Origin of the sequence: Chitinophaga sp. YR573, assembly GCF_900110995.1 — a bacterium.
Lineage (GTDB): Bacteria > Bacteroidota > Bacteroidia > Chitinophagales > Chitinophagaceae > Chitinophaga.
This window is the reverse complement of sequence record NZ_FOJF01000001.1, coordinates 2,147,331-2,167,735: the sequence shown is the minus strand read 5'-3', so window position 1 is coordinate 2,167,735 and position 20,405 is coordinate 2,147,331. Positions and strand designations below refer to the sequence as shown.

At 43.8% G+C, this 20,405-nt stretch carries 16 protein-coding genes; 10 read left to right on the top strand and 6 right to left on the bottom strand.

The annotated features are described in order from the left end of the window. Window positions 1-15: 15 nt before the first annotated feature. Entirely contained in the window at window positions 16-1,689 is a 1,674-nt protein-coding gene (locus BMW86_RS09085) for a hypothetical protein (protein WP_089781064.1), read from the bottom strand. A gap of 462 nt (window positions 1,690-2,151) precedes the next feature. On the opposite strand from BMW86_RS09085, the gene BMW86_RS09080 reads away from it, so the two are divergent. Next, window positions 2,152-3,081, top strand: a complete 930-nt coding sequence (locus tag BMW86_RS09080; RefSeq protein WP_089781063.1) for a helix-turn-helix domain-containing protein — start codon at window positions 2,152-2,154, stop codon at window positions 3,079-3,081. A 444-nt stretch (window positions 3,082-3,525) separates the two neighbouring features. Here the strand turns inward: BMW86_RS09080 and BMW86_RS09075 are convergent, their stop codons facing one another. Then, window positions 3,526-3,987: a PepSY-like domain-containing protein gene (locus tag BMW86_RS09075; protein WP_089781060.1), complete on the bottom strand. Its 462-nt coding sequence runs from the start codon at window positions 3,985-3,987 to the stop codon at window positions 3,526-3,528. Window positions 3,988-4,239: 252 nt separating this feature from the next. Here BMW86_RS09075 and ileS point away from each other — a divergent pair, with 252 nt between their 5' ends. Continuing rightward, the gene (ileS, locus tag BMW86_RS09070) at window positions 4,240-7,617 is read left to right on the top strand and encodes an isoleucine--tRNA ligase (RefSeq protein WP_089781058.1); all 3,378 of its coding nucleotides are present in this window, start codon (window positions 4,240-4,242) and stop codon (window positions 7,615-7,617) included. 6 nt (window positions 7,618-7,623) lie between these two features. Beyond that, window positions 7,624-8,625, top strand: a complete 1,002-nt coding sequence (locus BMW86_RS32480) for a TraR/DksA family transcriptional regulator (RefSeq protein WP_143056533.1) — start codon at window positions 7,624-7,626, stop codon at window positions 8,623-8,625. A 166-nt stretch (window positions 8,626-8,791) separates the two neighbouring features. Here the strand turns inward: BMW86_RS32480 and BMW86_RS09060 are convergent, their stop codons facing one another. Both BMW86_RS09060 and BMW86_RS09055 read right to left on the bottom strand, forming a co-directional pair. Further along, entirely contained in the window at window positions 8,792-10,318 is a 1,527-nt protein-coding gene (locus tag BMW86_RS09060) for an HAD-IB family phosphatase (RefSeq protein WP_089781055.1), read from the bottom strand. A 114-nt stretch (window positions 10,319-10,432) separates the two neighbouring features. After that, window positions 10,433-12,259 (bottom strand): ABC transporter ATP-binding protein, encoded by a 1,827-nt coding sequence (locus BMW86_RS09055; RefSeq protein WP_089781053.1) that lies wholly within the window; start codon window positions 12,257-12,259, stop codon window positions 10,433-10,435. Between the two features lie 161 nt (window positions 12,260-12,420). Between BMW86_RS09055 and rbfA the strand changes: the two genes are divergently transcribed. Beyond that, window positions 12,421-12,795, top strand: coding sequence for a 30S ribosome-binding factor RbfA (gene rbfA, locus BMW86_RS09050; protein WP_089781051.1), 375 nt, complete (start codon window positions 12,421-12,423; stop codon window positions 12,793-12,795). A 27-nt stretch (window positions 12,796-12,822) separates the two neighbouring features. Next, window positions 12,823-14,049, top strand: coding sequence for an FtsX-like permease family protein (locus BMW86_RS09045; protein ID WP_089781049.1), 1,227 nt, complete (start codon window positions 12,823-12,825; stop codon window positions 14,047-14,049). Window positions 14,050-14,220: 171 nt separating this feature from the next. On the opposite strand, the gene BMW86_RS09040 is transcribed toward BMW86_RS09045, so the two are convergent. Further along, a complete protein-coding gene (locus BMW86_RS09040; RefSeq protein ID WP_089781047.1) occupies window positions 14,221-15,063 on the bottom strand; it encodes a transketolase in 843 nt (280 codons plus the stop codon). Window positions 15,064-15,238: 175 nt separating this feature from the next. Between BMW86_RS09040 and BMW86_RS09035 the strand changes: the two genes are divergently transcribed. Next, the gene (locus BMW86_RS09035) at window positions 15,239-16,387 is read left to right on the top strand and encodes a glycosyltransferase family 4 protein (RefSeq protein ID WP_089781045.1); all 1,149 of its coding nucleotides are present in this window, start codon (window positions 15,239-15,241) and stop codon (window positions 16,385-16,387) included. Between the two features lie 105 nt (window positions 16,388-16,492). Next, window positions 16,493-17,056 carry a ribosome recycling factor gene (gene frr / locus BMW86_RS09030; protein ID WP_089781043.1) on the top strand — a complete coding sequence of 188 codons (564 nt, stop codon included), beginning with the start codon at window positions 16,493-16,495 and terminating at the stop codon, window positions 17,054-17,056. A 61-nt stretch (window positions 17,057-17,117) separates the two neighbouring features. Here the strand turns inward: frr and BMW86_RS09025 are convergent, their stop codons facing one another. Beyond that, complete coding sequence (locus tag BMW86_RS09025; RefSeq protein WP_089781041.1) at window positions 17,118-17,987, bottom strand: DMT family transporter; 870 nt, start codon at window positions 17,985-17,987, stop codon at window positions 17,118-17,120. Window positions 17,988-18,095: 108 nt separating this feature from the next. Here BMW86_RS09025 and BMW86_RS09020 point away from each other — a divergent pair, with 108 nt between their 5' ends. The 3 genes from BMW86_RS09020 (at window position 18,096) to BMW86_RS09010 (ending at window position 20,385) form a co-directional block, all read left to right on the top strand. Beyond that, window positions 18,096-18,842, top strand: coding sequence for a PPK2 family polyphosphate kinase (locus BMW86_RS09020; RefSeq protein ID WP_089781039.1), 747 nt, complete (start codon window positions 18,096-18,098; stop codon window positions 18,840-18,842). Between the two features lie 74 nt (window positions 18,843-18,916). Beyond that, the gene (gene mscL / locus BMW86_RS09015; protein WP_089781037.1) at window positions 18,917-19,351 is read left to right on the top strand and encodes a large conductance mechanosensitive channel protein MscL; all 435 of its coding nucleotides are present in this window, start codon (window positions 18,917-18,919) and stop codon (window positions 19,349-19,351) included. A gap of 86 nt (window positions 19,352-19,437) precedes the next feature. Next, on the top strand, window positions 19,438-20,385 hold the full coding sequence (locus tag BMW86_RS09010; protein ID WP_089781035.1) for a DUF3078 domain-containing protein: 948 nt from the start codon (window positions 19,438-19,440) through the stop codon (window positions 20,383-20,385). The last annotated feature ends 20 nt before the right edge of the window (window positions 20,386-20,405 follow it).

Here is a 20,405-nt window from a genome sequence, read left to right as displayed (position 1 = left end):
CCTCATATCCACAAATCAGATGGGGGCATTTTTCCCCAGTGCCACCTCTTTTAATCCCGTGAAAAGCGTCTTCCACACAAGGTTAAAAAAGGATTTCTGCGGATCGCGGGTAAATCGGGGATGTGCTACCCGGGTTTCCCCTTTTGCAGGATTACTGTCTTTAATGACTAATGCATTGGCGAAAAAGCTGATCAGTCCTTTCTTTTTGTATTCATGGGTGCCTTCCTCTTTCTTCAATATATTGATTTTCAGATCGCTGTATAAGAATGTTACCTCTCCGGCAGCCTCTTTTTCGTTCCCGTTCATATTAAAGGTAACATCATCTATCCGGCAGGACTTTATTTCTACCTGGCCCAGGGGCTTTAAAATAGGGTTCAGTTCCTTACCATCCATGCTTTTGACCTGCCCGGAAACGGCGAAGGTACCGGAGTTGTCTTTAAGGGAGAAGTCGAAACGGGCCTTTAGTTTACCACTGTTCATTAACACGGCGTCCATATCTGCTGTGAAATGGCTTTTCTTAGCGATCATGGTATCTATGTTAGTGATATTACGGAAAGTGCCGTGCAGGTGGCTAAAGGTGATTTTACCCGCTTCCTGCGTTTTGGGATTTATTTCTGTGTAGGTGACTTCTGCCTTTTGTCCTATAAGTGTATCTATATATATAGGTAAGGCCAGTTTTAGCAGCAGCTGGTTGGGAAATGACCCCAGTTTGTTGCCGGGGGGCATCGGCAGCATACGGTTGTGGTAAATATTCACATCTGCCGTGGTGATAGCCAGTTTATTGGCCCAGAGTACCTGTTGTTCCAGTAATAATCTGGGTTGCAGCTTATATAAGGTGATGTGGTTCAGCTGCACATCGTAGCGGTCGCGTTGGGTTTTTGCCCTGATATCAAACTGTTGTTTGTTATAGCGGGGATCTACACTGAATTGCCCTATAGTAAGGGTTTGTTCTGCTGCGCTGTAGTTAACGTCCCTTACGTGTAGCCAGTAAAGGCTGTCAGGCGTACGGTATTTATAGTCTTTCAGGTCTATTTCGTAGTTGCGGGCGTAGAGAAACCGGGTAGGGTCCTTCAGGGCTACGGAATCGATCAGGAAGTCTTTTACATGTACTCTAAGCTGGCTTAACTGGGTTATTATCAGACTACTATCTTTTTTTACATAAGTATATTTCAGGTTGATATTATCCAGCAACAGAGAGCCTAAATACAGGGAATGGATCTTTTTATTGATATTCTGATAAGCGTCCTTATGTATGGTGGTATCTATATTCTGACTGTTCAATTCCAGTACGATGCTGGGATTATGTAATTCCAGGGCACCGGCACTCAGTTCTTTATGACGGAAATAGCGAAGCACTTTGAAATAGCGCAGGTTTACCCGGTCTGCGCTGAAGGTATATAAGAATTTAGGGGCTTTGTGTTGCTCCTGTAGTTTCGCATAGATAGCGGAGTCTTTTACCAGGCTTACATTGTATAAGGTGAGACTACCGGTTAGTAAATTAAGGTTCAGGTCGGCATACTGCAGGGTATACAGGCTGTCGGACATTTCCTGCACATATGAGCGTAACTGAAGACGGACTTGTTTGTTCCATTGCTGGCTAAGGTACCAGGCGGTGCCGAGGATCAGTAACAGAATAATACCTATAGTGAGCAGGGCTTTTTTCCAGTGTTTTTTTATGAAGGATTGCATCGTGAATAGTAGACGAAATTCATACCAAGAGGTACGCAGCAAGAGCCTAAACTCTCCTGTAAACTCTTTATAACTGAGAATAGACTAGTATATAACCCGTATATAAGCCGTATCTATATAGGTACGGCTTATATACCTGTTATATAGGGGTTATATACAGCTTATATACGGGTTATATACCCTAATGCACAGAATCTCAGTAGGTTAACACTACCTATTAATATTTCGATGCTTTTTTACTGCTGATTACCAACATATTAAAATATAGGGAGAATTGTTATAATAGGAAATAGTATCGTTTGAGGCCCCTGAGATAGCTAATATCAGGAAGGATTGATCTTTTTAATCCCCTCTGTTCCAACCGGGAAAATCCTCCCCTAATTGTAACCTGACTGTCAAAACGTTCCCCATTAAATTTCGAATGCCTATTTTTGTGACGGTTTTAACAACAAAAGAACGGGCTTGAAAGACATACAGGAAATATTATCACTGGCTATACGGCAGCCTGCAATGAACGATCAGTTGCAGCTTGTTGGTAATGAAGCCGTTGCAGTCCCTGACTGCCTCGATTTCGGTTTACAGCGCTTCACCTACGACCGGCCATTACCGGTAGATGATGTAGCAATGGTAGTGTATCAACCGGCTAAAAGAGGGCAATCGGCGGCTGTGGAGTTGCGTTATTGTGTGGCGGGTAATAAGTATTGTCAGAACCCGGGTTGTACAGACCAGGCATGTGCAGGTGGCAGTAAAGAAAGCTGTAACCAGAAACAGCCTTCTATTGACGTGATTACGGTGCGTTTCCAGCCCGCTTTCATCCAGTCATTACAAAAGGGTGCAACCACCAGCAGTTCTACGCTGTTTGATATGCAATCCCGCAAACCATTCGTTAAAACCATCCAGCCCAGCACCAAATCCAAACAGGTACTGGAGCAAATGGTCCATCATAATTATGAAGGAACGCTGAAGAACATCTTTTTACAGAGCAAAGCCCTGGAATTGTTGTTATTCAGTTCTGACCAGTTTGTGCAGAACGATACCGACGAACGCTTTGGTTGCCGGTTCCTGACCCACCTGGAAGACCGTCAGAAGATAGAAAACGCCAAAGGGATATTACTGGAACAGCTGGATGCGCCTATTACCATCCGTGACCTGGCCCGCCGCGTAGCCATGAATGAATGTTACCTGAAGAAAGGCTTCAAGGCCATGTATGGTACCACCATTTACGATTATTTCCAGAAAGAGAGAATGGAGAAGGCGAAGAGCCTCTTGTATGAAAAGGGAATGTCTGTGTCTGAAGTAGCGATACTGATGGGGTATTCCTGTATTTCCCATTTCTCTACAGCTTTTAAGAAGCATACGGGTCTGAAACCCTGCGAACTCCTGCTGCGATAAGGTTTTATCTGTAATATATTGAAGCTCCCGGCCATAGTCGGGAGCTTTTCGTTTATAGTTTTCCCGTTTTGATCATTTGTTTTCCCGAATTGAAAAACACTCCCCGGAATATTGCCGTTTCTTTGTATCACGATCGGCAGATATCTATCCTGATCTTCAGTTATAAGCTTCCTTATCAGATTTGACCATGGAAGAAAGCTTGCGGAGCGAAAAAAAGTGAGTAAAGCCATTCAATTTTTTGCACCTCCTCAAACACCATATTTGACCTTTTGAAAGTGCATTCGTCAAGTAAGCTTTCGACCGTAATTACATAAAATGGCTCCGACATCCGTCGGAGCCATTTTTATTTAGTGTAATCTTTAATTAGTACAAATGAAAAACCCCGCCCAAAAGAGCAGGGTCTGTCCTATTTATCCCTATACCTATGAAATACTTGTTTGAAAACTATTCAGTTATGGTACCCGCTTCATTGATCAACACCGCTTTTTCTGTACCGTTATCCTGAATATTTATTTTATAATACGCTGCAACATCTGATCTCTCAATTTTCCAACCATCTTTTATGGTAGCTGCCGGATATTTAGCTTTTACTGTTGTTGCTACTGTTTCCGGTAACTTATCTCCTGCATATGCGCTGCGTGTTGCGACCCACTTTCCACTCTCATCATATTCTGCTGTAGTCTTAACTTCTTCTTTTGTAAAGTTAGCTACCCAATGTCCGCTATAGTTCTTAGACCATTTCGCGTCCGATCCTGAAAAGTTCTGCTGAAAAGCATCCTTGACAACTACCGGTGCTACTACTTCAGTTTTAGCAACTACCTTCTTGTTTTTTGCTGATTTTTTTTGTGCAAAAGTTGTGCCGGAAGATATCAATGCCACACAAATTATTAATATTAGCTTTTTCATGTTTCAGATATGGTTTTTCGTTACTGACTGGGTTAAGTTTTTCAACTTATCATTTCTTCCGACGTAGTTACCAAAACAATGCCAAAATCTTTAGGCGAACCAATGCACTGTAAAAATACAAAAAATATCAAAAGATCGTAGCAATTGCTTATTAAAGTCCCTTTTAGTCCTTTCTGAGCCAGTTGAAAATCCGTAACTTTGCAGAATTTTAATCAACTTACTTATTAACGTCAAAGGGCACCTAATTGTTTTATGACCAGTAAATATCAGGAATATAATCAGCTGAACTTACCGCAGATAGAGAAGGATATATTGGCGCGATGGGAGCAGCACCAGGCGTTTGAGCAGAGCGTGTCCCTGCGGGAAGGCGCTACACCATTCGTTTTTTATGAAGGACCGCCAAGTGCGAACGGGATGCCCGGTATTCACCATGTTATTTCCCGTACGCTGAAAGATCTGGTATGCCGTTACAAAACAATGAGTGGTTTCCAGGTAAATCGTAAAGGCGGATGGGACACCCATGGGTTGCCTGTGGAATTAGGTGTGGAAAAAACGCTCGGTATCACTAAAGAAGATATCGGAAAGAAGATTTCTGTAGAAGAATATAACAAAACCTGTCGTTCTGAGGTATTAAAATATAAGGATAAATGGGATGATCTGACCCGTAAGATGGGTTATTGGGTAGATCTGAAGTCGCCCTACGTCACATTTGAGAATAATTATATAGAGAGCCTCTGGTGGTGTTTACAGGAGTTATATAAAAAAGACCTGTTATATAAGAGTATCAGTATCCAGCCATATTCTCCGGCAGCGGGTACTGGTTTGAGTTCTCATGAACTGAATCAGCCAGGTACTTATAAAGATGTTAAGGACACTACTGTGGTGGCTATGTTCAAAGCCCAGGAATCAGATCAGTCTGCTTTCCTCTTTGAAGCCGCCAGGAAAGCCGATCCAGCTGCTGAAGTATTCTTCATGGCATGGACAACTACCCCATGGACACTTCCTTCCAACCTGGGCCTTACTGTTGGTGCTAATATAGAATATGCACTGATCCGCACATTCAATCCATATACCCACCTGCCAATAAATGTGATCATGGCAAAAGACCTGATCAGTAAATATTTTAAGGCAGAAGGGGAAGACGGGGACTTTGGTGCTTATACGGCCACTGATAAAATCATTCCGTGGCAGATCCTGCTGGTATGCCGTGGCAGTCAGCTGGAGAATATGCGTTATGAGCAGCTGTTACCATATGTGCAACCTGAAGAAGGGGATCCGTTCCGTGTGCTCCTGGGCGATTTCGTTACCACAGAAGATGGTACGGGTATCGTGCATACCGCTCCTGCTTTTGGTGCGGATGACTATCGTGTGGGAAAGAAATACGGTATCGGCATATTGATACTGGTAGATAAACAGGGGAAATTCCTGGATGAAGTGGGTGAGTTTGGTGGCAGATATGTAAAAAATTATAAGAGTGATCCGGAGTATAAGGATGTGGATGTGGATATAGCAGTGAAGCTGAAGCTGGAAAACCGCGCCTTTAAGATAGAGAAGTATGAACATACTTATCCGCATTGCTGGCGTACACATAAACCGGTATTGTATTATCCGCTGGATGCCTGGTTCATCCGTACCACTGCCCTGAAAGACAGGATGGTGGAGCTGAATAAAACGATCAACTGGAAGCCGCAGGCAACAGGTACAGGACGTTTTGGCAACTGGCTGGAGAATATGGTAGACTGGAACCTGAGCCGTAGCCGTTACTGGGGTACTCCACTGCCTGTTTGGCGTACGGAAGACTCTGAGGACGAGGAAGTGGAAGTAGAAGAGATCTGCATAGGCGGGCTGGAAGAGCTGCGTACAGAGCTGCGCAAGTCGTTTGATGCCGGTGTAATGGAGTATACAGCCGGCACAGCCGGTACGGAGAACCTGGAAGATTATATCAGTTATCTGACATCCGACCTGCACAAACCTTTTGTAGACAATATAGTATTGGTAAGCCCTTCAGGCAGACCAATGCGTCGTGAGCCGGATTTAGTGGATGTATGGTTTGACAGTGGCGCTATGCCTTATGCACAGTGGCATTTCCCTTTTGAGAATAAAGAAACCTTCCAGAAAAATTTTCCTGCAGACTTTATAGCAGAAGGTGTGGACCAGACACGTGGCTGGTTTTACACACTGCATACCCTGGGAGTAATGCTGTTTGACAGTGTTGCTTATAAAACCGTGGTGTCAAACGGACTCGTATTGGATAAGAATGGCATCAAAATGAGTAAAAGTCTCGGCAATGTGGTCGATCCTTTTGCCACTCTGGAGCAGTTTGGAGCGGATGCAACACGCTGGTACCTGGTAACGAATGCTTCTCCCTGGGATAGCATGAAATTTGATATTGATGGCATCGATGAGATACAGCGTAAGCTGTTCTCTACGCTGTACAACACATATGGCTTCTTTGCCATGTATGCCAACATCGACAAGTTTACGTTTGCAGAGGCCTACATTCCGCTGGAACAGCGCCCGCAAATTGACCGTTGGATCATTTCGGTGCTGAATACACTCGTAAAAGATGTAACAGGATATTTTGATGAGTACGAACCTACTCAGGCAGGCAGGGCTATTCAGTTCTTCGTGACCGAACAGCTGAGCAACTGGTATGTACGTCTTTGCCGTCGCCGGTTCTGGAAGGGAGAACGCGGACATGATAAAACATCGGCTTACCAGACTTTGTATGAGTGCCTGGAAACACTGTCCAAACTGATGGCGCCGGTATCACCGTTCTTCTCTGACTGGCTGTTTGGTAATCTGAACAATGTCAGCAAGCGTAGTGATGCAAAATCAGTACATCATCTGGATTTCCCGGTGGTAGTACCCGCAGCAATAGATACGGACCTGGAAGAAGGGATGCTGCAGGCACAGACAATTTCTTCGATGGTATTGTCATTGCGTAAGAAGGTAAGTATCAAGGCGAGGCAGCCTTTGCATAAGATACTGATCCCTATACTGGACCTAAGGGTAAAAGAACAGCTGGAGCAGGTAGAAGACCTGATAAAAAGTGAAGTCAATGTAAAAGGTATTGACTATCTTACAGAAACAGAGGGCTTCATCAAGAAGAAGATTAAGCCAAACTACAAATCTCTGGGTGGAAAGATGGGTGCAAAGATGAAAGCGGTAGCCGCGGCCATCAGCGCATTTAGTGCAGCAGATATCGCAACCCTTGAGCGTAACGGACAGTTTGATCTGCTGATAGACGGGGAGCAGCTACCTATACAGCTATCCGATGTAGAGATTATTTCTGAGGATATTCCTGGTTGGACAGTAGCTAATAAGGGCGCCTTAACTGTTGCGCTTGATATTACTATTACCCCCGAACTACAGGATGAGGGTAACGCCCGTGAATTAGTCAATCGCATACAGAAGATCAGAAAGGACAGTGATTTTGCACTGACAGACCGTATACAGGTAAAAGTGGCTGCAATAGATGGCCTGAAATCGGCGATTATTAACTATAATGACTATATTTGCACGGAAATTTTGGCAGATAGTATAGAAGTGGTGCCGGAATTACAGGAGGGACTTGAAATTGAAGTAAATGATCTGAAATTCAACGTATTAGTTAACATAAAAAGCTAATTCCCCATGGCAACAAGCAAGAAAGTTGCTAGTACAAAGACCCAGAAGGCGGCTCCGGCTAAAAAAGTAGCGGGCAAGCAAACAGTACCAGCTAAAAAAGCAGCTGTTTCACCCCCTGCAAAAAAGGCAGCAGCACCTCCGAAAAAGGCAGCTGTAAAAACGGCAGCTCCTAAGGCTGCGGCTAAGCCTGTTGTGGCTCCTCCCAAGGTTGTTGCCAGTAAGACCGTAACCAAAGCTGCCCCACCATCTGCAGCTAAAAAAGCACCCGTAGCGGCTCATGTAGAGCAACCCGTTAAAAAGGCAACGGCTCCTGCTACAGCCGTTTCCCAGAAAGTGCCTGATACAAAAGTGGCAACGCCAAGTGTTGTTGCAGAAAAAGAAAAACTAATTTCAAAGCCAGTAGAAAACGAAGAAATAATGCCAGTAAAGAAAGAAGATAAAGAAAAAGTTGTTGCAAAAGATGCAGGCAAGAAACCAGCGGCGCAGAAGACCGATAAGGTAGCTGTAAAAGCTGACAAACCGGCTGAGCGTACTGACAAGACCGATAAAAAAGGTTCTAAAGCAACAACGCTGGTAACTTACCAGCCTGAGTTTACGAAATCTGTACTGGATCAGCCTGAGGCTCCGTCCGGTCCTGTTTATCGTTACAGTGATGTTGATCTGCTGGAATTTAAAGACCTGATCCTGAAGAAGCTGGAAGCAGCTAAAAAGGAACTGGTATACCTGCAGGGCCTGATCACCCGCAAGGATGAAGCCGGTACTGATGATACTGAGAACAAATACATGAGCATGGAAGATGGCAGCGGTTCTCAGGAAAGAGAGCAACTGAACCAGATGGCCAGCCGTCAGATCCAGTTCATCGATCACCTGGAAAAAGCAATGATCCGTATAGAAAACAAAACTTACGGTATCTGCCGCGTAACCGGTAAACTCATCGACAAAGCCCGCCTGCGTGCAGTGCCACATGCTACCCTTAGCATTGAGGCCAAGCTGGCGAAGAGTAAATAATTCAGACTTTTCCGAAAGGATAGATCCTGATCACATTTCCATTAAGAACATTACACCGGAAAATACCGGTGGTGTAAGAATGGGAATAAGATCAGGATTTTTTATATAAAAAAGCATCCCGGGATATCCGGGATGCCAGAAAAAATAAACAGGGTGTTCAAGGAGATTATCTTAATGAGACCTGTCTGTTACTTTTGTTGAGCTGCCTGGCTGCCAGGTAAAAAAGTCCGGCCGATGCCAGTCCGATCAGACTACCCACCCCTATGCGTCTGGCCTGCTTCTTACTGATTGCCGGCAAACGTATCCTGAATTTCTCAGGGCTGGCCTGTGCAATATCCAGTAATGGCTCCATCCATGGGCCGGGAATGATCTTATCAGCTACTTTCTCTATACACACATCTTCTGCGTTGAACGCTACTCCAACACCCGCTTTCTGTAAAAGATTACAGTCATCAGCCCCACTGCCTACATAAATCACATTCTGCGGCATGATATGGTATTTCTCCGAAATGTAATCAAGGATATTACTCTTACAATAAACAGTTGCACCGTCGGCATCACTGCACAAGAAGTATTCCGGAATCGTCATTTCGCCGGTGGCGACACTATTGTATAAGTGAAGTCTGTTCGCAAATACAAAGTCCATTCCCAGCTGATTCTTTATATGGCGGGCCACACATTCAAACCCATCCGTTATAATCCCACATGTATAACCTCTCTTCTTTAACTCTCTCACCACCGCTTTAATATCAGGCACCAGGGGAATAGCGTCAGCAACTTCCAGCAATTCTGCCAGATTGCGCTGGCGGAACAACTGAGCCGTACGTTCCTGTAAAGTGATCTGATCTTCTGCCTGCTCTCTGATTTGCTTTAATGTGGCCGCAAAACCAAATTCTGTAGCCGCTGTAAGGAGATAGTCTTCTGAAAAAATGGCTTCGTCTATGTTAAAGATCACCATTTTATGCAACTTATCAATAGATTCCAGAATAGAATATTCCATCTGCTCCCTGATGAGGTTGATATTTCCCAGTGTTTCCAGGTTGTCCTGGGGGATATTTTCCGCCTTTTTCAGGATTGTGCGGGATACTTCCCGCGACATTTTACTCAACTGCTCCCAGGTCTGCATCGCATTTTCCACCCTGCCTATATTGGCTTCAGTGATCCTGGCGCCCTGTATATGCATATCTATCAATAACCCTATATCAACACCATAATCATTCTCAAACTGTACTTTGGACAAAAAGGATTTGCGTGCTGCAATCATCCCGCTGAGCGGCTGTTTAAATTCTGATAATTCCGGGAAAAGTATACTTAACAGCGGTTTGGCTACCAGTTGGGTAACCCTGCCTGCCTGTCTTTCAAAGTACGATTTTACAAAGTCGGCATTATCTTCCACAATAGGGTCTGTGAGCAGGGCCACAATATTTTCAGGATAAGTGAGGATATCTCCATCCACATACATAACAATATCGTTCTTGGCCGCCATCATCCCCTCTCTCATCGAAATACCTTTACCCCGCTGGCTACTGGTAATTACTCTTACTTTCTCTTTTAAGGCTTCTTCTACAGAATTATCGGTGGAGTTGTCGTCTACAACAATGATCTCTATTTTCCTTGATGTTTTTTTAATGGTTTTAATGACCTGGCGAATGGTAGCCCCTTCATTTAAAACAGGAATAACAATGGAAATCATAGGCAATGCTTGTTGGTTAGAAGATGAAAAATAGCTTATCGTCCTTTTGACAAAATCAGCAAATTGCGTCGAAAGGGCGCAAAAATAGTACCAAGCAAGATTCCCGCTGATTCCCTATTTAAATTCCTGCATTTCTACCAGTTTGCGGTAAATACCATCCCGGGCAAGGAGTTCATCATGCGTACCTCTTTCTTTGATCTCACCACGGTCCAGTACTACGATATCGTTTGCGTGCTGGATGGTAGAAAGACGGTGTGCGATGACAATGGTGGTACGATTCTGCATCAGTTTATCCAATGCATCCTGTACCAGCTTTTCTGATTCTGTATCCAGGGCAGAAGTAGCTTCATCCAGGATAAGAATGGGAGGATTTTTGAAGATAGCCCGGGCAATGGTGAGGCGCTGACGCTGTCCGCCACTCAGTTTCATACCACGGTCGCCGATTACGGTATCATACCCGTTTTCCTGCTGTATAATGAATTCGTGTGCATTGGCAATTTTAGCTGCCCTGATCACTTCTTCTTTGTTGGCGTCTGTTTGTCCGAATGCGATATTATCGAAAATGCTTTCGTTGAAGAGGATAGCTTCCTGGGAAACCATGCCCATTAATGCACGGAGGTCGTGCATTTTCACGTCGCGGATATCTTTTCCGTCTATCAGGATACGGCCATCTGTTACGTCATAGAAACGGGGCAGCAGATCGGCCATGGTGGTCTTACCGGCGCCACTTTTTCCTACGAGGGCCACCATACGGCCTTTAGGGATGGTGAGCTGTATATCTTTTAATACGGCAGCTTCCTCATATTTAAAGGATACATGATCGAAGGTGATCTCTTTTTCGAAGGCGTCCAGCGGAACAGTTTTTTCTTTATCCTTGATAGGATTGTCGATATCTATTACGCGTAATACCCTTTCTCCTGCGGCGAGCCCTTTAGGTAATGAGGTGAAGGCAGAACCGATCGTTTTTGCCGGGGCCAGGATCTGGAAGTACAGGGCCAGGTAACCGATAAAGGAACCGGCACTCAGTTGACTGGAATCGGAGAGGATCAGGTGACCGCCATAGAGCATAATAATGATCACGACCAGCACCCCTGTTATTTCAGAAACAGGGGAAGCCATTTCACGCTGGTTCTGGATAGATTTCACTGTTTCAGCAAAAGCGTTATTATCCTTATCAAATTTCCTGCGGATGAAGTTTTCTGCATTAAAAGCTTTGATAATACGGATACCGGAAAGGGTTTCCTCAGTGGTATTCAATATTTTACCCAGCAGGTTCTGACTGGCATTGGAATGTTTTTTCAGTTTCCGGGAAAGAGAATTGAGCAGAAATCCCGATACCGGGAAGAACAGTAATGTGAAAAAGGTAAGTTCTTTAGAGATATAGAACAGGGCGATAAAAGTGGTGATGATCACGAGTGGGTCCCGGAGGATGATCTGCAGGGAAGTGGCCACAGAGGCTTCCACTTCTACTACGTCACTACTGATGGTGGAAAGCAGGTCACCTTTACGCTCATTATGAAAAAAGCCCAGGGATTGTGTGCTGAACTGATGGAAGAGCTTTTCACGCATTTTACGCACCATGTTTACCCGCATGCGTGTGAGTACCTTCTGGCTCAGCCATCCGAAAAGGTTTTTAAGTACGATGGAGACGAAAATGATGATACATACGTATACCAGTACACCAAACTTACCGTAGGCAACTATCTGTTCATTGAGATAAAAATAGAATACCTCTTTAAAATAAGTGAATGTTAAGGAGAATGAAGGCAGGTGGGTAATGATTACCTGGTCACCGGCTCCAAAGAGGGTATTCATCAGGGGGATGATCAGGGTGAAGTTCATCAACCCGAAAATCGTGTAGAGTATGACGTATACGACATACTCCGGAATAAAGTGATGATAGGGTTTTGATAAACTGAGGAGCCTGAAAAAAGTCTTCATCTTACAATTATTTGTCTTATCTCTTTATCTTTCCGGAAACGGCTTGTGATTTTATCTTTCAGCACATGCCTGTTTCCTTATCTTTGCCAAAGAGGATTGAATGAGGGTGCAAGTTAATGTACATTTAATTTTCAGCCATCAAAACCTCAAACTTTAAGATTATGCAGGAAAGTAAAAGACAGAAACAAGTCGGGCAGCTGTTACAGAAAGAGCTGAGTGATATTTTTAACCGCATGGGATTTAATATCCTGGAAGGTGGAATGATTTCCATTTCTTCCGTGCGTCTTACTCCGGATTTACTGGAGGCAAGGGTATATCTGAGTATGTTCAAGATCGCGGATACCGCGGGGATGATATTGCGTATCAAGGAAAGAATGGGAGAGATTAAGAAAGACCTGGGAAACCGTGTGGGCAAGCAGCTGCGCCGTGTACCGGAGCTGTCTTTATTCCTGGATGATACGCTGGAATATGTGTTTAAGATGGATGAACTGTTCAAGAAGATCAAGGAAGATGATGAAGGGAAGGAAAATAAGTAAACAGGCTTAGTGCTTACGTAATAAAACATGATCTGGCAGTTTGCATTCCGTTATTTCAGGGCAAAAAAAAGTACCAATGCCATTAATATTATCGCGTGGGTAAGTGTATCGGCTATTGCGGTTGGCGCAGGAGCGCTGATCATTATCCTCAGCGTTTTTAATGGTTTTGAAGGGCTTGTAAAGTCATTATATTCTTCTTTTTATCCATCCGTAAGGGTTAGCGCTGCCAGTGGTAAAACTATCCACCTTACCGCACAGCAGCTCCAGATGATAGCCGGTTTAGGAAATGTGGCCCACATGACGGAAGTAGTGGAAGAAAAAGCCGTGCTGCGCTATGGAGAAGGAGACCAGACTATCGCTATTCTCAAAGGGGTAGACAGCAATTACAATAAGGTAGCAGAAGTAGACAAGAGCATTGCACGCGGGCATTTTGATACCGGTGATGATATTGCTTACCGTGCCGTATTGGGTATAGAGCTGGAAATGGCCCTTGGGGTAGATGTGGAACGGAGTCTTATTCCTATTTCGGTGTACCTGCCCCGTCGTAATGTTAGCAATGCGGTATTACCGGAAGATGCGCTTAGCAGCGGGATCTTATATCCTGCCGGGTCTTTTGCTATTCAGCAGGAGTTTAACAGCAAATATGTGATTACGAATATTGCATTCATGCGGCAGCTGCTGGAAATGGGTAAGGATGAGATGTCTGCACTGGAGATACGTGCGAAGAACGGGATAGATGACAAAGTACTGAAAGCAGACATTATCAATACATTAGGTGCTGGTTATAAAGTGGAGACAAGGTATGAGCAGAACCAGTCGTTGTATGCCATTATGGAAACGGAGAAATGGGCAGTGTATGTGATCATGAGTTTTATCCTGGTGATTGCAGCGTTTAATATGATAGGATCGTTGTATATGCTGGTGATGGAAAAGCAGAAAGATATCACTATCCTGACGGCCATGGGGGCAAGATCTTCAACGATTACCAGGATTTTCCTGGCGGAAGGGCTGATTATTGCCGGAACGGGGACCGTTATAGGATTCGGGCTGAGTATTTTGTTTTGCCTGTTGCAGCAGCAGTTTGGGTTGATTAAACTGGAAGGAACATCCTTTCTGGTGAGTGCTTACCCCGTGAGTATGCATCCGGTGGATTTTCTGCTGGTGAGTGTAACGATTATTGTGATAGGTATCGGAGCCAGCTGGTATCCGGCAAGAAGGGCCGGGCGGCAGGGAATAGAATTAAAAGCAACCTAGCTATAAAACGCAGTTACTCGCATTGATTTCTGGGTGCAGGGCGAAGCCCTGCAAAATCCCTTCAATTTTTTTGGATGGGGCGAAGCACTATCCAAAAAAAACATGTTTGTATAAAATGTAAAAAGCTCCTGAGAAGATTCTTCTCAGGAGCTTTTTAGCTATATGAATATATTAGTAATCTCCGAGGTCTGCAGGTGCAGGTAACTGAGCTAAAGCTTTAGCCAGCTGATCGTCGTTAGGAGCGATACCATGCCACTCGTGATGACCTTCCATGAAGTCAACACCTTTACCCATGATGGTTTTCATCAGGATAACGATAGGCTGACCCTGGCCTGTAAGACTAACAGCCTTTTCCAGTGTAGTAACTACGTCGTCCATATCATTTCCGTTCATGTGCAGCACTTTCCATCCGAAAGAGGCAAATTTAGGTTCCAGATCACCTAATCCCGCTACATCTTCAACGGTACCGTCAATTTGCTGACCGTTCCAGTCGATGGTGCAGATAAGATTATCCACTTTGTGGTGAGGAGCGAATAAAATGGCTTCCCAGTTTTGTCCTTCCTGTAATTCGCCGTCGCCATGCAGTGAGAATACAATGCGGTCGTCGTTATTCAGTTTTTTAGACAGTGCAGCACCGATAGCTACGCTCATACCCTGACCCAGAGAACCTGATGCAACTCTGACACCCGGAAGGTGTTCATGAGTGGTAGGATGGCCCTGGAGGCGTGAATTCAGCTTACGGAAAGTAGCCAGCTCTTCCTTGGGGAAGTAACCGGAATGTGCCAGTGCGCTGTAAAATACCGGAGAAATATGTCCGTTGGACAAGAAGAAGATATCCTGGTCTAAACCATCCATATCAAAAGGCTGCGGCTTATGCTGCATAATTTTGAAATAGAGAGCGGTAAAGAAATCCGCACAACCTAATGAGCCACCTGGATGGCCGCTTTGGGAGCCATGTACCATGCGAACTATATCCCGTCTTATTTGAGTAGCAATTTCTGTCAACTGAGGCATGATTGTTGGTAGTGTTTAGAATCACAAAATTAAGAGAATATTAGATACAATCAGACATAATCACGTCTAAATACGTATTTACGACTGCCAAGGTATCAAAACTTTTCAGTTTTTCGATTTATCTGATACACATTTGATTGAAATTAATATCTTTGTCATAACCAAGACCCCTCCGATGGAGAATGTTTTAATTGCTACAGTCCTTAGTTTTGTTGTGACCTACTTTGCCATTCCTGTGCTGATAAGAGTCGCTGAATTGAAACATCTTTATGATGAACCGGATGAAAGGAAGTCACACAAACTACGCATACCAACTTTAGGGGGCATTGCCTTTTTTTCTGGATTTATTATGGCTTCGGCCGTATGTGTGCCTGCGTTGGCAGATTCGCCGTTCCAGTACATGGTGGCGGCATTCCTCGTGATATTCATGGTGGGAATGAAGGATGACGTGATAGGTCTTTCTCCTCTTAAAAAATTAATTGGTCAGCTGGTAGCTTCTTTTGCAGTGATATATCTTGGTAATCTGCAGATCACCAGTATGTACGGATTTCTTGGAATTGGTACCCTGGCCCCTCATTTCAGTCTTTTACTTACTTACTTTACTTTTCTTGTGATAATCAATGCGTTCAACCTGATTGATGGCGTAGATGGCCTGGCAGGTAGCATTGGTATGCTTGTTTCCGGTGTATTAGGTACTTATTTCCTTTATACCGGCGACTTACTATATGCAGTAATGGGATTTGCAATGGCTGGTGGCCTTGCTGCATTCCTGATCTTCAATATTTCTCCTGCACGTATTTTTATGGGTGATACCGGTTCCCTGATGATAGGGTTGGTAAATTCCATTCTGATCGTGAAATTTATAGAGGAAGCAGGTAACCCTGCCGGTAAATTACCTGTAGAGTCCGTGCCTGCTGTTGCGGTCGCTATCCTCATTCTTCCACTGTTCGATACATTAAGGGTGTTTGCCATCCGTATGTTCCAGGGCAGGTCTCCTTTTGCGGCAGACCGTAATCATATTCACCACTATCTGCTGGCACTGGGTCTTAGCCACAAGCAAACTACCCTGGTGTCCGTATCTGTAAATGCCGCTTACATTGCGCTGGCTTTTGCCTTACAGTATATGGGTACTACTTACTTACTGGCATTAGTAGTAGGTACAGCCTTTGCACTGACTGGTGGTGTATACTGGATGAAGAGAAGGAAAGAATCCATGCTTCAGCCGGTTGTTATTACCACTATGCAGGAAGTTGTGGAAACTCCGCCTGTTGCACAGCCGAAAATATTACGGGTAAATCCCAAGGGAATTCTCCAGGACAAATAATTCCAGTCTTAATTTTGTAACCCGTTAAGGTATTCTTCGAGTCGTTCCGACTTTAGAATTTCAGATAAATCCTGTAGGTTTGCACGCACTTAATTATTTTTTGCTATGCAAGACGATCTAACGTTAATTATGGATGATGCTGCCGATTCCATGCAAAAAGCTATAGGACACCTGGAACTGGAACTCACCAAGATCAGGGCCGGTAAAGCAAATCCTCAGATACTGGATGGAATTACGGTAGACTATTATGGTGCGCCTACTCCGCTTCAGCAGGTAGCTAACGTGAGTGTGGCGGATGCACGTACCCTTACCATACAGCCATGGGAAAGGAATATGCTGCAACCTATCGAAAGAGCTATTATAGCTTCCAATATTGGTATTAACCCGCAGAATGATGGTCAGATCATTCGCATGTTCCTGCCCCCGCTTACAGAAGAAAGAAGAAAAGAATTTGTAAAACGTGCTGCCGGTGAAGGTGAACAGGCTAAAATCGCTATCAGGAATATCCGCAGGGATGCTATTGAAGGTATCAAGAAACTGCAGAAAGATGGCTTAAGTGAGGATACTGCTAAAGATGCGGAAGCTGATATTCAGGAACTTACCAATAAATTTATAGACCTGGTCGATAAACATTTTACACAGAAAGAGAAGGAGATCATGACTGTTTAACGATCTGTACGATCTTATTAAAAGACTCCGTTAGAAGTTATCTTCTAACGGAGTTTGTATTTTAAGCCCTTTTCCTGTTTACCAGGTACATACCGGCAAGGATAATCAGCATACATCCTACCTGGAATAAGGAAATACTTTCCCCGTACAGTAATCCCCATATCAGGGCCACTACAGGCATTGCATAGGTCACCATAGAGGCAAACATACCCCCGGCTTTATTGATCAGGACATAGAATAATACAGAAGCTACGCTGGTACCCATGATACCCAGGGTTACACTGGCCCCGATGGACTTCCACGGAATATCCGGCCCGGATAATAAAGTAAAGAACCCGGAATAGATCAGCACAGGCAAAGCAAAGAGTCCGCAGAAGAACAGTGCTATAGCCCCCAGCTGCATGGAACTGAACCCTTTCAGGTAATTATGTACAAGGCTGATATTAATACCATAACAAATAGTGGCTAGTACTATCCATAAGCCATAGTACCAGTAGCCGGCATCTATTCCATTTGCAGTAAACAACAATATCACCCCTAAGAATCCTATACAGATACCCAGTAATTGTTGTTTTATAATTTTCTGGTGGAAGATGAAGAAGCCTGCCAGTATAGCCATCAGCGGAACAAGGCCGTTTAACATACCGGCCAGGGAACTATCCACACGGGTTTCTGCGATACAGAAAAGATAAGCTGGCAGCAGGTTTCCGAGTATTCCCGAAAGGATGATAACAGGAATTTTGTTCTTTGGTGTTTGCCTGATAAACTTTATGAAAAAAGGTAACAGCGATATACCTGCGGACAGGATGCGTAAACTTGCCACCTGGTAAGGTGTTAGGCCTTCAAGACCTATTTTCATCAGGATAAAGGAACTACCCCAGGTTAATGACAATAGCAGAAAAATGGTCCAGTGAATTGTACGTTGGTTCAAGGTTGATTATTTAGGGACCCGAAGGTCTGTATAAATTGAGAATTTTTAGCTGAAAAGAACACTATGGTTTGTATTTTGTTAGAACTAGGAAACCATAAAACATCTATCATGAGCAAGATCAGGTTATCAGATATCAGTACAACAGGCCCTAAGAAAATAGATAAGGAACAGATAAAAGCGCAGACACAGGAGATTCTTGCAGAGCTGGATGAATTACAGAACCTGTTATATGCAGAGCATAAACATTCGGTTCTGATAGTGTTGCAGGGGATGGATGCCAGTGGTAAGGATGGACTGGTAAATCATGTGATGAGCCGTATGAATCCACAGGGGATAGATGTACAATCTTTTAAGGCACCTACACCGGAAGAAGCAGATCATGATTTCCTGTGGCGTATACACAGGCATGTACCGGCAAAGGGAATGATCCAGGTATTTAACCGCTCTCATTATGAAGATATACTGGTGCAGCGGGTGCATAAATGGATCGATGATAAGACGGCGCATAAACGAATGGATGCTATCAATGATTTTGAACGTTTACTAACTCAACACAATAACACCACGATTTTAAAGTTTTACCTGCATATATCACAGGAAGAGCAAAGTATCAGATTGCAGGAGCGGATTAATAATCCGCGTAAGATGTGGAAGTATAACAAGAATGATCAGGCGGAGGCTAAACTCTGGAAAAAGTATATGAAGGTGTATGAAGATGCTTTTGAGAACTGTAATGAAATACCCTGGATAATAGTGCCTTCGGACCATAACTGGTATAAGGAATACGTAGTAGCGAAAACGTTGCGGGACACACTGAAATCATTCAAAATGAAATACCCTGAGCTGGAGCAATAATCTTCTAATAATGAGATAATTATAATATTTATTACTTTAGCGAATCGTTTTGTTCACCTTAAAAAAGCATTGTTATGTCATTCATCAAAGAATTTAAAGAGTTTGCAACAAAAGGTAATGTAATGGACCTGGCTGTCGGTGTAATCATCGGTGCTGCCTTTGGTAAGATCGTTACTTCCCTTGTCGAGAACATTTTAATGCCGGTGCTTGGGTTAGTGACCGGTGGTGTGAATTTTACAGACAAGTTCTTTTTGTTAAATGATAGTAAGGGATCGCATTTCGATTCGCTTGCAAAAGCGAAGGAAGCAGGTGCGCCGGCATTTGCTTATGGCGCGTTTATCCAGAGTATATTTGATTTCCTTATTATCGCTTTTTGTATTTTCCTGCTGGTAAAATTCATGAACCGTCTAACCCGTAAGAAAGAAGTTGCACCAGCAGCAGCTCCGGAACCAAGCACACAGGAAAAACTGCTCATGGAAATTCGCGATGAGCTGAAAAAGAGAGCCTGATTTAGTTTGTATTCCCCACTTATCCTGCGGCAGAGAAAATTATAAGTTAGTTTTCTATTTTTGCGCCCGGGACAATTTATATACGAATGAGAAAATCCATTTTAACTGCTATTTGCTTTTTGTTATGTTTTGGTATGCTGCATGCGCAGAGCGACTGGATGAAAACTTCCAGAGAGGAAGCCAGCGGTAAGATAAAGAAGGATGCCATTGATACAACCCACTTCCCCTGGAAGAAAGGTGCTATTTTCAACCTGAATGTAAACCAGGGAACGCTGACCAACTGGGCTGCGGGGGGTGATAAATTCTCTTTTTCCGTAGCATCTGCATTCAGTGCATTTGCCTATTACAGGAACGGAAAACATAACTGGGATAATGTGATCGACCTGGCTTACGGGTATGTAAATACCACCAGCTTAGGTGGTCGTAAGAGTGATGACCGTATAGGGCTTACTACCAAATACGGGTATGAAATTGCCAAAAGCCTTTACCTGAGTGCGTTGGTAGATTTCCGTTCACAGTTTACGGATGGTTACCTGTACGCATCTGATACATCGAAACCACAACTGGTATCCCGGTTTATGGCGCCAGCCTATGTGCTGTTTTCTCCCGGTCTTGATTTTAAACCCAATGACCAGTTATCTGTATTCGTATCTCCTGTAACGGCCCGTTATGTAATTGTGATGGATGACCATCTGGCTGCACAGGCTGCATTTGGAGTAGATACCGGTAAACATGTTAAATCTGAGTTTGGTGCTTATTTCTCCTTTAACTGGGTAACCCAGATTGCGAAGAATATCGTGTACAAAACCAGGTGTGATCTGTTCTCCGACTATAAACATAATCCACAGAATATTGATGTGTTCTGGACTAATAGCCTGAATTTGCAGGTAAATAAGTATATATCTGCCAATATTTCTATGGATATGATCTATGATGATGATGTAAAAGTGTTTGCAAACCCGAAAACGGGTGTAATGGGACCACGACTGCAAATAAAAGAAGTTATCGGCGTCGGGTTTACGGCAAAGTTCTGATGAGCGGGATTTTGCCTATT